Here is a 14,030-nt window from a genome sequence, read left to right as displayed (position 1 = left end):
GCAAAAGTTTCATCCTAATGGCTCACCTACTGACGGGGAGTCAAAATGAATAATATAATTGAAGATCAAATAGATGAATGCTGCTCGTCAACCGCACGGGCAACAAAAGATCGTCGCAATATTTTTATTCGATTAGGATTGAAAGCATACAGATATCTGTGTCGATGGAATGAACGGCGTAAAACAGCCAATACCTTAGAAAGGTTGAGTTCAGATCAATTAAAAGATCTCGGTCTAAACCGCGATGATATCAAACGAGATTATAGCCGCCCCTTTTGGCGCTAAATATAGAGCAGTGGCCCGCCGAGAGAGTGGGCCACGAACCATTTTAGTTTGACCACTCAATGACACGTCCTCAATCCACCACACTGGCATAGCACTAAATTAACCATCATTTCAGGATATAAATCCGAAGCCAAGAATGCAGATATTCCGCCCTTTAAACTGAATATTTGCGAATGTGGAAATTTATTTGCCAATAGACTGGCAGCTCTTTGGCTACGAACACCGGACTGGCAATACAAAATAATAGGCACATCCATAAGGCATTCATTATCGATACTTTCTATCTCGGCAAGAGGGATATGCTCACCACCAATTGATGTCAGCTCTCTTTCATGTAATTCGCGGACGTCAATGAGGTGGATAACCGTATATTCGTGGATAAGATCATTAAATTCTTCCAAGGTCATAACAAATTGGTCAGATGCTATTGCACTACTACATACCACTGGCATTTCTTCCAATACATGAGACCAGTTAGGGTCTCTTAATGGGTTATCCAGCGAGGCAGAAAAACTCAACTCCGTAGTCGCCGCGTCTAAAGCATCATAAACCAGTAGTCGGCCAGATAGAGGCCGCCCCAGACCAGTTATCAACTTAATCACTTCATTGGCCTGAAAACAGCCAATAATGCCGGGTAAAATCCCCAAAACCCCAGCCTCGGCACAATTGGGGGCCAATGCTGCATCCGGTGGTTCGGTATAAAGATCACGATAATTAGCACCACGAGCGCCATTCTCATCCCGTACATTAAATACCGACACCTGCCCCTCAAATTGCATAATCGCGCCATAAACCAAGGGTTTATCGTTCAGATAGCACGCATCATTAATGAGGTATTTCGCAACAAAGTTATCCGTACCATCGACCACAATGTCGTAGCGAGATATTAACGCTTCAGCGTTATCTACACTCAATTTCTCAATATAGGTTTCTATCTCAATATAAGGGTTAAGTGCCTGTAACCGTGACTTAGCAATATCAGCTTTGTTCTTTCCCTTATCTGCCACCCGATATAAAACTTGCCGATGTACATTGGAAACATCAATATGATCAGCATCGATAATACCTATCCACCCAACACCGGCGGCAGCTAAATAAAGTAAGATTGGGCAACCAAGCCCCCCGGCTCCCACAATTAATACGTGGGCATTCTTGAGTGCCAACTGGCCTTTGATACCAATAGCAGGAATCAATAAATGTCGAGAGTATAATCCCATTTCAGCAGGGGAAAGGTGTGTGTATCGTGTATTGTTCACTAATATTTTCATGCCATTACTCCAAAATTACCTCCTTTTATCCAACAGTAAGTTATCCATGACTTATCCAAGTTAAAAACTTTCTATCACAACAGCGGCCAAAGTATCAGCTCGGCTGACATTAAAAACGTGATGAACAAAGATGGGCCGCTTATTTAATAAATAAGCTCGTGTTCTTACTCTACCTTCATCAAACAGAAAAAATGGGCAGCTTAACTTCGCAACAATACTCTTAATGGGCTTCCCCATAGTGCAGCTAAGTTCAGCCGGATCATCATCTAGTGAGATAATCAACCGTTCACGCCCGGCTGATGCAAGAGTTGGCAATTCAATAAAACTCCATTGATCCGCCACTTCACACTGATGGCGATAAAGAGTAAATAAGTTATTATGCTCAGTAATAAACTGCCCTTCAGACTCTATTTTACTTAGCAGCTTAGGCGTAGCTCGAACAATATTGGATGAGTCTATTTCCTCGGGCAAAAAACGTTGCTTAATTTGCTCATCAAGATTACCCGGAACGGCAGTAAGTGCATCATCACCTGATAGAGATAATATTCGCCAAAACAATATCACTGTAGCAAAAACACGATAATTAGCAGTAAAATCATGGTGAATCTCAAATATAGAGTCTTTTTGTCTTAATCTAACTTTAACAACACTAGAACTAAACTCATTCGAATCAAAAAATGTTAGTGGTTGGGTATAATTTATTTCAAAAGAAATGGTTACATTGCTTTGTTGATATCCTTGAATAAACTCTGGAAATGATACTTTTAGGTGACGTTCCAACCATAACCACTTATTACTTATAGCTAAAGATAACAATTCCCTTCCATGAAATTGCAGAGCAGTAAATAAACAAGTATGAATGGGGTAAGTCATATTAACGGTGCGTTCTTTATTCATATTACCCTCCCGCAATAGCGGTGAAGATATCAATGCGATCATTGTTTTTTATCAATTCATGATATTCATCTGGGTTGATTTTTTGACCATTTAAAGAAACCAAATATCCTTTTTTAAATTTTAACTCCTTATCATAAATGACCTCTTTTAATGCTGGATACTGCGCAATTAAATGTGCAACCAACTCCGTAAGAGTATTTGATTGATCAATATCAATTTGTAGATCTTTCTTATAATTCGTAAACTTGGCTAAATTGCCTGACAGTCTAAATCTCATTTTACTTACCCTCCTGTACTGCTTTTTGCTGTGCCAGCATTTGAAAATCATGAATAGTTCGGATGCCCAAATCGACTTCTAGCTTCTCCTGTGGGTCAGCTCCCGCTAACATTGAGGTAAAATCTCGATGTGAGCGGCCTAAACCACTCTCTTCGGTATATCCCCAGCCACCAGTAAGTTTTAGAGCCATTTGGACAATGAAGTTTATTTGCTCAATCGCATAGTGTTTTGCCGCTGAAGAAATAGGGTCCCAATAAGGATCACTCTCTCTTCTGGCCTGCCGCTCCAAAGAGTGGAAAACTATCGCTCGTGCTGTTTCAAGGGCAATGGTCATACGCCCAATAGCGGCCTGAACATGTTGCATTTCAGCAAGAGGTTCATCGTAGCGAATAGTTCTTTGTAAATAGCTTATTGTCTCTTCAATAATGGCCCGCGCCCGCCCTAAAAATAGAGTTGTCAGTAGCGAGCGGCGGCAATTGAGAAAATAGCGTTGAACAAAACTGAGTCCATCACTGGCTACCAATAAACGGTTTTTATCGAGTTGTACTTTATTGAGATTCAGTTGTGCTATTCCCAATGAATGCACGCCATGCATAACACGAAGGGTAATATCAACGCCGGGATCGCTACGTTTAACTAAAAAAACTTGTAGATCACTACCTTCACTACGAACAAAAACCAGAAAAAGATCGGCGGTTGCACCGCCAGTGATAAATTGCTTAGTACCATTGAGAATATAACCATCAGAATTTGGATGATAAATAGCATTAGAAGAGAAAGAAAAAGCATCGGCATTTTCAGTGTAAGCAAAGGCACCAAATTTATCCCCTGCAACCAACGGACCAATATACTCCTCAATTAATAGCTCATTTTCTGTAACTATTAATGCGGAAATAAATGACATTCTTACTGATATTAGAAAAGGGAAAGAGGTATCACTGGATAAATAACCTATTTGTTCCAGAACACTTCCCCAAACAGCATCTCCCTGATTTTTACCACCAAATTTATTTGGCAACATATAAGTAAATAACCCTAATGTTACAAATTTTTTAGCCACCTCATTAGGAATAGGTATGGAATTATGATCACGATGTTGTGTTTTTTTATTTATTTCCTCTTCGATTAATTCGCCATATAAGTCTTTAATTTCTTTTGCACCTTGCCAATCTATGTCCATAAAGTACTCCTCGCCATAGCCAGTCATTTATCGTAAAAACAGAAAGTACAAATTAATATTGCTTCATTATTTTATTTAGTGTAGATATAAAAAAATCTATATCTTCCTGCGTGTTATATATCGCAAATGAAACTCTAACGGTCTCTTGTACGCCAAAAAAGGCCATTAATGGCTGTGCACAATGTCGACCAACCTGAACGGCAATTCCGGCCTTATCTAGTGCCAAACCAATAACTCTCGCGGGAATACCTTCGGCAATAAAACTGACTACAGAGGCTTTTATCGGCGATTGACCTAATATATAAATAGAAGGTAATAAGGAAAGCTGCTGCATAAGAGAATCCAGTAATCTCTGTTCATGCCGGGCAATAGCTTTAATCCCAAGTTCTTGCAGCCAGGTAATAGCGGCCCCCAAACCGATAATACCAGCAATATTTGCAGTGCCAGCCTCAAAGCGCCGTGGAGGATCAGCAAAAGTAGACAGTTCAAAGCTAACATCTGCCACCATTCCACCTCCATATTGCCATGGCGGCATATTTCGCAGAATATTGCTACGACCATACAATACGCCAATTCCCGTAGGCCCATAAACTTTATGGCCAGAAAATACATAAAAATCTGAATCCAGCTCTTGTACATCAATGGCGATATGAGGCACTGCCTGAGCACCGTCAATCAGTATAATAGTTTCTTCTTTTTTGTCACAATTCCTTTTATCGTAGGCCCTTACTGCCTTAATAATATCCACTAATGGATTGATTGTACCTAGTACATTAGAGACATGAGAAAGTGCTAAAATCCGCGTATGATAACTCAGTAATTGTTCAAGATAATCTGTCTGTAGAACTCCATTCTTGTCTATCGGCAAAATTTTTAGCTGTGCTCCAGTCTCTCGGCATAGCTGTTGCCACGGGACAATATTACTATGATGCTCAAGAGCCGAAATCAAGATCTCATCACCTGGATGCAAGTAAGTTCCTCCCCAACTTTCCGCCACTAAATTAATCGCTTCTGTTGTTCCTTTAGTGAAAACTATTTCATCTACCGAATGAGCATTAATAAACACACGTACTTGCTCTCTGACCTGTTCCAACGCTGCAGTGGCACGCAGTGAGAGCGTATGAACTCCCCGATGTGCATTTGCATAATATTCGCTATAACATTTTGTTATTGCATCAATGACAACCTGTGGTTTTTGGCAGGAAGATGCATTATCTAAATAAACTAATGGATGACCATTTATCTGTTGCCTAAGAATGGGAAACTGCCTATGAATAGCATCAAGATCTAGTATCCCCCCATCTATTTGCGTCTTCACCATAAAACACCTCAGTATTATAAATCAGTGTTAATAATTTCATAATCATCTTCCCTCTCCGGTGGAGATTATTTATCTCTCACCATATAATATGCCAACTTAATATTAATTATTATGACAATTTTCATTTACAATGAATAATCACAATCTGACAACAGTTATAATTATAGGATTGTTTTTTAATTAGTGTATTTTTTTGTTATTTATTTTTATTGAAATAATAATATAGCTGCCTATATTATTTAATATGGATGATGATTATTTAAATAATAAACCCGCTATGTAAGCGGGTTGGGTAATTAATATATTGATACTAATGCATTAGAAATCGTATCCGACTGTCGCCTGCACCGAGCGCTCTGCGCCCCAGTAGCAGTAGGATGTACTGTAACAGGCTGCAACGTATTTCTTATCGGTAATATTATTCACATTCAATTGTATGAATGCCCCTTTCAATGACGCTGCCCAAGTGCCCAAATCGGCACGAACAGAAGCATCACCCAGAGTATAAGAAGGTACACGTAGCGTATTGGCATCATCAGCCCATTGCTTGCCAATGTAGCGGACCCCTGCTCCCACATTGATGCCGTAGCCTGCTTCATACTGCGCCCACAGTGACGCCATATTTGATGGTGCTAACACGGGTGTATTGCCATCATTACCATCAATAGCATCTTTGAATTTCACTCGGTTATAGGTATAGCCCGCAATCACACTTAAACGATCATTAATTTGGCTTCTGGCCTCCAGCTCCAGCCCCTGTGAATTCACCTTCCCTGCCGGCACATAATAGGTGGCTGGAACGGCGCGGTTTGCCACATCATTTTGTGTCAGGTCATATAAGGCAGCGGAGTAAAGTGAAGAACTGCCCGGCGGCTGATACTTAATCCCCACTTCATACTGCTCACTGGTCATCGGTTTCAGCAGTTTTTGCTGCGCATCTGGGAATAAACTTGGTGTGATGGCCTGACTGTAACTCACATATGGCGAAATGCCGCTATCGAAGCTATACAGTAGCGAAGCGCGCCCACTGGCGTGTTTATCCGTTCGCTCATCGGTTGTATTAGCCGTTTTATTCATATTTTCTGTTTTCATCCGATCATAACGGCCAGATAAATTCAGGTGCCAGTTATCCCACGTCATTTCATCTTGCAGATAAACGCCACTCTGCTCATAACGGCGACTCAAATAAGATGAATTGATCCCAGGAGTTGTCAGCAGATAATCGCTATACAATGTGCTGCCGCCGGAAACACCGGTGTAAGGGTTTAATGAGGTGGCAAATGCACTGTCGCTACGCAAGTTATTGCGGAACTTCTGGAAGTCTAGCCCCAGCATAACCTTATGTTCTACCGCCGCTGTCGCAAAATCGGCTTCCAATTGGTTATCTACGGCAAAGGCATTGAGTGAAGAATCTTCACCAGAATAATAGCGACTCATTAACGTGCGGTCGCTATTCCACCCTGCCTGATAAACCTGCTCTAATTGCGCATTAGAATGGGTATAGCTGGCATTTTGCCGGAAAGACCAGACATCATCGAATTTGTGCGCGAATTCAGAACTGTAGATTTGCTGCCAACGTTTAAATACGTTGTGGTTCGTTTCGCCATCAAAGAAGCCACGGCTTAACTTCTGCCCATAGATACTGCCATCTGCCGGAACCGCACTGTGATAGCCACCGGAGGGATCCTTTTGTAAATTGGCCCGTAGCAACCATGAGGTATTTTCATCTGGTTGCCATAATAGTGACGGTGCAATTGCATAACGCTCTTCACGTTGATGGTCATACATAGTATCGCTGTTGCGGGTAATCCCCGTCAGGCGGAATGCCCAATGCTCGGATATCGCATCGGTATAATCGAATGCAACGTCTTGTGTATTATGATTACCCGCCGTCAGGCGGAAGTGACCTTCAGAGGTAAATTGTGGGCGTCTGGATGTCATCATCACCACACCGCCGGGGATACTCTGACCATATAATGCTGAGGAAGGGCCTTTGATCACATCAATACGTTCAAGGAACCACGGATCGACCTGTAAAACGTTATAACTGCCGCCATCACTGAGCAACCGTAGCCCATCAAGGAAAGTATTGTTCACATCACCGCCGTGGAACCCCCGCAGAGCAACAGTATCATAGCGAGTTGCACCACCTGAGAAACCCGTGAAAACGCCCGGGGTGTAATTCAGTGCTTGATTCACCGTGGCGACATTTTGGTCATCCATTTGCTGGCGAGTAATGACCGATACGGCTTGAGCCGTCAGGATGAGTGGTTGATCAGTTTTCGTTGCCCCCTTGGTGGTTTTTGCGGTGTAGCCCAAGGTGGGTAAATCAGCTTCATGACCTGCTTTGGCGGTGACTTCTATCGTATCGTCAGCCATTGAGGCAAATGGAATAAAAATAGCCAGTGAGCATAAAACCGCAGAACGCTTTATTAAAAAAGCCGAGAGCATGGTCATCTTCCCCAGATAATTAAGCATATAAAATAGATGGTTATTAATTAGCATCCATGCCATTTCCACAGCGCAAATATCCCTGGCTGCATGTCACATATCGTGGGTCCATAAGTGCAGGGCACAATTTATTAAATGCGAGTGGTAATTACAATGATAATTATTATCTTTAATATTTAATTTTTAATAGTCATTATCAGAGTAAGATTATTCCGTCAGTCTCCGTCTGTGCCACAATGGCTTTCTGCTAGGCTTTAACAACACAGCTAGACTGATTAACGGGTTAATTGTGGCACTCACTTTGGGGCTAACAGGTTTTATGGAAAAGAATGGATACTTTGTTTCACGTCGATATTATTCCCTACCAAATCCACTACGCGCATATCTGCAGCTAACCTGTCTGCTGCTCGCGCTTATTTTCGCATCAACGACAGGCATTGCTTTTGCGGCAACATCGTCAGAGACTCCGGCTGAAAACACTGAAGCACCGGTAAAACCCGCCGTCTCTGTGCAATTAATTAGCTTGCAGAAGCAATTAGATAAATTAAAACAGAGCGTGTCAGTCAGTACATCTGATAACCAGCTGAATACATTAAAAGAAACGGCACTAGCGCTGGTCCGGGATGCGGAGATATTGCTTGAAGAGTTGAAGCCCAAGCGTGAACAACTGCAAACGCAGTTGGATGTTTTAGGCCCCCCACCTGCCGCAGGTTCACTGGCTGAAACACCCGTCGTGGCGCAACAACGCCGCGTATTGAATACCCGTAAAGTCCAATTGGACGGTCAAAATGATCAAGTGCTGGCCATCAAAACCAATGCGGAAAACCTGTCCACACAAATCATTGCCTTACGGCGCTCGGCACTGAAGTCACAAATCGCTTTAAATTCTGGCAGTATTCTAGGGGCCAATTTCTGGTCGCCAATCATCAATCCCAATGCGGATGACGATCGTCGACTAAAAGATTTTATCCAAGAACTTGATGATGCCTGGCATGCTGCATGGGAGCCAGAGTGGCGTTCCGGCACCGCAATATATCTGCTGCTGTCGCTGCTGATGAGCGTATTTGGCTTTAAGTTCCTCGATAGTCTGACGGCTTGGTTTTGCACTAAATGTTTGCCACCAGGCCCGCTACGCCGTAGTTTCATGGCCTCGGCAACCACACTCTATACCGTATTGATCACCGTCACGGTGGCGCAATGTTTCACCCAGACGTTTACCCGAACACCGGATGTCTCACTGGTGGTAATCGACTTTTCGCATGCGTTTGTTCAACTCATGTTTTTCTCTGCACTTGTCGCAGGCCTCGGTCGCGCATTTTTATCCAATCAGCGCCCTTCATGGCGTTTACCCGCCATTGCTGATGAGGTAGCAGCATCGCTGAAACTCTTCCCACCGCTGTTAGCCAGTTGCATTATGATTTTTGGCGCTATTGATCTGATGAACAATATGATCAATATCAGCATCTCGGGGGCTATTTTTGGCAATGGTATCTCGGCACTGTTGATGGCGCTCACCGCTGCGATTATTCCCTTACGGGCCAACCGAATACGGCGTAATTTGGTCTCGAATGGCGAAAAGCCAGAGGCCTATTCCACATTGGCTGGCTTAATTCATTTCGCCATCGGCGTGACTGCACTGGCCATATTACTGTCCTTGTTAGTGGGCTATATCGCACTGGCAAAATTCTTGAGTTACAAACTGGTTTGGACCTGCTTAGTCCTCTCCTGTTTATATTTACTCATCCACCTCTGTGTTGATTTAGCGGAAAGTCTCTTTTCCCCCAACAGCCGTGCCGGTAAAGCAATTAAACAGTCACTGAATATTGACGATCGTCATTTAGCACAGGCCGCTACATTATTATCCGCCACCAGCAAAGTATTGCTGATATTGCTGGCCATTCTGGCGCTACTCGACGGTACTTTTGGTTCCACCACTCCCATCTCACTGTTACAAAAAGCAGTGGAATTATTAAGTGGTGAAGGGCTGGAAGAGTTGAATATTGTCCCAGCCAATCTACTGAACTCCGTGATTTGTTTGCTGGTTGGGCTGTACGTACTCAAAGCCGCACGCCGCTGGCTAAGCCAGGAGTTTCTGCCCAAAACCCAAATGGATTCCGGGATAAAAACCTCGGCAGTCACGCTATTTAGTAATATTGGTTACGTGCTGGTGATTTTACTCACCTTATCGGTACTGGGCATTCAGTGGAATAAGTTAGCCTGGATTGTCAGTGCGCTGTCGGTGGGTATCGGTTTTGGCTTACAAGAGATCGTGAAAAACTTTATTTCCGGCATTATTTTGCTGACTGAACGGCCAGTCAAAGTGGGAGATTTAATCAGTATCAGTGGTGTTGAGGGTGATATTCGACGCATAAATGTTCGTGCCACGGAAATTCAGCTCAGTGACCGCTCAACAGTTATCGTGCCTAACTCCCAGTTAATTTCGCAAAACGTGCGTAACGCCACCATGGCTAATGCACAAGGGGTGGTGACGATAGCCCTCACCTTCCCGCTAGATTTAGATATTGATCTGGCACAATCACTGCTGATAGAGGCTTATAAAGAACATGAGTCGATACTCGACACGCCAGAGCCGTCGGTAAAATTCAGCCAGTTAAGTCCTGACGGCATTGTGCTCAGTGTGACGGGCTTGGTACCCAGCCCACGCATGGTCAGCAATACCAAAAGTTCGTTGTTATACAGCATATTGAAACGGCTACGAGCGGCGGATGTTTCACTGGCCGTCGCCGCACCGATCCGAACAACGACAAGCGCCAACTAGCACTCAATGAGCCATTCGTATTATCAGGGCGATAATGTGAATGGCTCCAAATTAACCTATTTCAGCGTTGAATCAGATAGCGGATCGTTGGGCCATCTTGCTGGATATCGAGCACGGTATAGCCGTAATTTCGGGCATCCAGAGGGATATTATTGATAGATTGCGGGCAATCACTTATCACCTCCAAAATTTCACCGGGCTTCAATTGTGGCATAGCCTCTAAAGTCGCTACCGCTGGATAGGGGCAGGGTTCACCCACCATGTCTAAACGGTAATCCGGCACAATCGGGGGGTTTATTGGTGCATGCTCGGTACTCATGATGGCTCCTTAACCAAGGTTGAAGTGGTCGTTTTCTGTTTGCGGAAGAAATGTTTTTCCCACCACAACATGGCGGCAAAGGCGATGGCTAGCATCAGGTAGGTCACTAATAACCCTCCTATCGGGCCGAATGTTTCCAACAAATTGACCTTGTCATAATCGGTTGCCAAGGCAGGAGCAAAATCATCCCAATAATATGCCAAAAGAGTCGCACCAATAATGTTACCTAACCCTACCCACCAATAGTGAATTTGCCCTTCTACCGCACGATACATCCAGCCCGTCTCACAACCACCCGCTAGCACTATCCCGAAACCAAACAACAAACCGCCAATGACAGCATTAGGCCCAGCCCACAAAATTTTCGGTGCCACGCCCAATTGGACATAACTGAAAATACCAATAGCACTGACCGCCATTCCTAAAATGATGGCCTTTGCCATATGGGTGCGCCCGGTTATCCACAAATCACGGAATGCGGAGGTAAAGCAAATCTGCGCCCGTTCAATCAACAAACCAAAACCAATACCGCACAACATGGCAATACCCAGTTTCGGGTGACGGAATAACTCGATGAGTGACCAGCCAAGTGCCAGCACCAACACCACCATACCAAGGCGAAAACGACGTGCTGCTCGAGCAGGATGTTGTGTCAGAGGCGAGGCCGCCGTCACTTTTTGTAATTTTACCGGGATACGAAACAGCGGCAGCAACGTGAACTTGGCACCAAAATAGGAACCCACCGCAGTTGCCAGCGCGAAGAACCATGCATGCAGTGAAAATTGTGGAATCCCGGTAAAGAAAGCTGCCAGATTACAGCCCATGGCCAGACGCGCACCAAAACCGGCAATAATGCCGCCGACCAGAGCCTGTGCAATGCGAATGCCATGCTGGGGTTTACGCAATTTCACGTTATTAGCCCAGAGTGCCGCGGCAATACATCCGGCAAACATGCCGATGATCATCATGCCATCGATGCGATCCAGTGGCGTTCCTTCCAACCCAATAACTTTAAAGTAACCCCACTCCTGCGGGCGCGCGCCAAAGAGCTGCATTAGGTGACCACCCCAGCGAGTGAATTCCCCAGTAACAGCCCAAAAAGTGCCGGTCAAACCAAAGTAATAGGTTGATAGAATACCGGCGGCAATCACCGCAGGCAGCGGCGCCCAAAAGCGCACTAAATATTGAGACTTAAACATCTGCCAGCTCACACTGACACCTCCAAAGGTGTGTTGTCACAAGCGGTATCAGGGTTATACACAGCGACGAGGAAAATAGACCTAACTATAATAAGTCAATTATCGATTCAATGGGGCATGATGGATTGGAAATTGGATGTTAATCAAAAGTTAAGTTGATAAGAAATTATGATGATTGAGAAATCACTGGCTTTAAACCTGCTCGCTCACCTCTGAAGCTTGGTAATCCAGAGACATCGCCATGCGCAAGATAGCGGCCACAGGCTCAAAAAAAGGTTCAGAGATGGTATCGCCACAGGCCACATCACGATGTAATGCACGCGCCAGCGTGATATTTTCGACGATAGGAATACCCTGTTTCTCTGCCAGTTTAATCATCAATGCCGCACGCTCACCCTGACCTTTTTCAATGACGACCGGAAGAGGGGCATCATCGGGATGATAAAACAGGCAAACAGCAAAATGCGTGGGGTTACGCACCACCGCCGTCGCACGCTGTACATTTTTAGCAAAACTGCCACTTTGCACTTCATGCTGTAACTGCCGCTGCCGCTGCTTGATATGCGGATCGCCATCACTGTCTTTGTGCTCTCGCTTAACCTCATCATGAGACATTTTTAGTTGTTTCATGGTGTTATAACGCTGAAAAGCATAGTCCATCAGAGAAAAAACCACATAGCAGGCAATCAATGCCCCCAATATCCAGCCCATTAAGGTGGCAAAAACCGGGATAGCACACTGACTGCCACAATAAGAGAGGTAACCAAAAGAAGGGGTATAATGCATCAATAAATAGCCAAAAATCAGGGTCAACACGCCCACTTTAAGTAATGACTTCATCAGCTCGAATAGGCTGTGCAGTGAAAAAAGCTGTTTCGCATTATTGATTGGATTGATGTGTTCGCCTTTAAATTCCACCGCTTTTGTCGCCAATAATGGCCCAACCTGTGCAATCCCGGAAAGCATGGTCATTAAAACCAACGCCCCACCCAGAATCCCCATGATATGGATAAAAATGGCCATGAACTCCGCACCTATATGTGCCAACGCCATCGAGAAAGGCTGTCGTAATTGTTCAATTGAACTGCGAATTAGCGCGCTCGCCTGATCAACGAGTGTGTAGCCAGTCAGGAGAAAATAAGCCACCAGCACCAATAACTGTATTCCAGAGGTTATCTCAACACTTTTAATGACCTGCCCTTTTTCTCGGGCCTCTTGCAGACGTTTCGCGGTGGGTTTTTCGTTCTTTTCACTGCTTTCGTTGCTCATCAGCCGCCTCATTTATCAATGGGATAAGTGTGGTTATCTTCTGTTCGGTCTGGTTGATGCCCACTAAATAGTGATGCAGGGCATAAGGCAAACTAATCACTAACAGAAACAGCGCTAAGGCACTTTTAATTGGCATTGCCAGAAAGAAAACATTCAACTGCTGCGCTGAACGATTGATAAGCCCTAGAGATAAATCCGCCAAGACCATCACCAGCAACGCAGGTAGTGCAAAACTCAGGCAGAGTTCATACATCAGCTGCCACTCACTTTGTAAAAAGTGCAACATGGCCGATGAGGGCTGGATACCGCTGCCTGCGGGTAAAATGTCATAGGAACCGTAGAGTGCCGTTAGCACCAGATTGAACCCGCCCGAGATCAGAAACAGCACAGTTAAAAGCTGGGTAAACAGCACTCCAAAAATTGAAGATTCCATGCCCATGCTGGGATTAAACAACGTGGACATCGTGGCACCGCGCAAGGTGTCAATCAGGAAGCCGGCCATATCAATGGCCCAAAAAGGCAATGCGGCCACAAAACCAATCATTACCCCAACCAATAGCTCGATGCAGAGCAATCCAAACCATGTGGTGAGGCTATCGTGAGGTATTAAAGATGCGCTAAAAAATAGCGGTGTCACTGGCAACGCGATGGCCAAAACCAAGCCATTTCGTAATAAGCTGCTGCCCAAGCTGCGAGCAGTAAACAGCGGCAATATCAGCAACATCCCATAAGGTCGCATCATCGCCAGCCCCAACGCACCTAACCAATGCAGAGGATCATCCATA

Annotated in this window: 12 protein-coding genes; 2 read left to right on the top strand and 10 right to left on the bottom strand. The window is 44.5% G+C overall.

Annotation, left to right across the window (positions count from 1 at the left end):
• The first annotated feature begins 45 nt into the window (after positions 1–45).
• Positions 46–285, top strand: coding sequence for a DUF1127 domain-containing protein (locus HUZ92_RS17900; protein ID WP_050099693.1), 240 nt, complete (start codon positions 46–48; stop codon positions 283–285).
• A 56-nt stretch (positions 286–341) separates the two neighbouring features.
• Here the strand turns inward: HUZ92_RS17900 and moeB are convergent, their stop codons facing one another.
• From moeB to HUZ92_RS17870, 6 genes are all read right to left on the bottom strand, one after another.
• Entirely contained in the window at positions 342–1,553 is a 1,212-nt protein-coding gene (moeB, locus tag HUZ92_RS17895) for a molybdopterin-synthase adenylyltransferase MoeB (protein WP_050099692.1), read from the bottom strand.
• A gap of 60 nt (positions 1,554–1,613) precedes the next feature.
• A complete protein-coding gene (locus HUZ92_RS17890; protein ID WP_145579438.1) occupies positions 1,614–2,450 on the bottom strand; it encodes a hypothetical protein in 837 nt (278 codons plus the stop codon).
• A 1-nt stretch (position 2,451) separates the two neighbouring features.
• Positions 2,452–2,727 carry a MoaD/ThiS family protein gene (locus tag HUZ92_RS17885; protein WP_050099689.1) on the bottom strand — a complete coding sequence of 92 codons (276 nt, stop codon included), beginning with the start codon at positions 2,725–2,727 and terminating at the stop codon, positions 2,452–2,454.
• Between the two features lies 1 nt (position 2,728).
• Complete coding sequence (locus HUZ92_RS17880; RefSeq protein ID WP_128451796.1) at positions 2,729–3,907, bottom strand: acyl-CoA dehydrogenase family protein; 1,179 nt, start codon at positions 3,905–3,907, stop codon at positions 2,729–2,731.
• Between the two features lie 52 nt (positions 3,908–3,959).
• Positions 3,960–5,228, bottom strand: coding sequence for an aminotransferase class V-fold PLP-dependent enzyme (locus tag HUZ92_RS17875; RefSeq protein WP_145525572.1), 1,269 nt, complete (start codon positions 5,226–5,228; stop codon positions 3,960–3,962).
• A 318-nt stretch (positions 5,229–5,546) separates the two neighbouring features.
• Positions 5,547–7,679: a TonB-dependent siderophore receptor gene (locus HUZ92_RS17870; RefSeq protein WP_050100123.1), complete on the bottom strand. Its 2,133-nt coding sequence runs from the start codon at positions 7,677–7,679 to the stop codon at positions 5,547–5,549.
• A gap of 289 nt (positions 7,680–7,968) precedes the next feature.
• Here HUZ92_RS17870 and HUZ92_RS17865 point away from each other — a divergent pair, with 289 nt between their 5' ends.
• The gene (locus HUZ92_RS17865; RefSeq protein WP_174846873.1) at positions 7,969–10,458 is read left to right on the top strand and encodes a DUF3772 domain-containing protein; all 2,490 of its coding nucleotides are present in this window, start codon (positions 7,969–7,971) and stop codon (positions 10,456–10,458) included.
• Positions 10,459–10,519: 61 nt separating this feature from the next.
• On the opposite strand, the gene yedF is transcribed toward HUZ92_RS17865, so the two are convergent.
• From yedF to HUZ92_RS17845, 4 genes are all read right to left on the bottom strand, one after another.
• Positions 10,520–10,777 carry a sulfurtransferase-like selenium metabolism protein YedF gene (gene yedF / locus HUZ92_RS17860; protein ID WP_050099684.1) on the bottom strand — a complete coding sequence of 86 codons (258 nt, stop codon included), beginning with the start codon at positions 10,775–10,777 and terminating at the stop codon, positions 10,520–10,522.
• Positions 10,774–11,988 (bottom strand): selenium metabolism membrane protein YedE/FdhT, encoded by a 1,215-nt coding sequence (gene yedE / locus HUZ92_RS17855; RefSeq protein ID WP_050141157.1) that lies wholly within the window; start codon positions 11,986–11,988, stop codon positions 10,774–10,776. The genes yedF and yedE overlap by 4 nt, the downstream gene beginning before the upstream one ends.
• A 180-nt stretch (positions 11,989–12,168) precedes the next feature.
• Complete coding sequence (locus HUZ92_RS17850; RefSeq protein ID WP_050141156.1) at positions 12,169–13,245, bottom strand: EscU/YscU/HrcU family type III secretion system export apparatus switch protein; 1,077 nt, start codon at positions 13,243–13,245, stop codon at positions 12,169–12,171.
• On the bottom strand, positions 13,226–14,029 hold the full coding sequence (locus HUZ92_RS17845; RefSeq protein ID WP_050099679.1) for an EscT/YscT/HrcT family type III secretion system export apparatus protein: 804 nt from the start codon (positions 14,027–14,029) through the stop codon (positions 13,226–13,228). The genes HUZ92_RS17850 and HUZ92_RS17845 overlap by 20 nt, the downstream gene beginning before the upstream one ends.
• Position 14,030: the final 1 nt, after the last annotated feature.

Origin of the sequence: Yersinia vastinensis, from assembly GCF_902726565.1 — a bacterium.
Taxonomy (GTDB): domain Bacteria; phylum Pseudomonadota; class Gammaproteobacteria; order Enterobacterales; family Enterobacteriaceae; genus Yersinia; species Yersinia vastinensis.
This window is presented reverse-complemented; position numbering and strand designations above follow the sequence as displayed.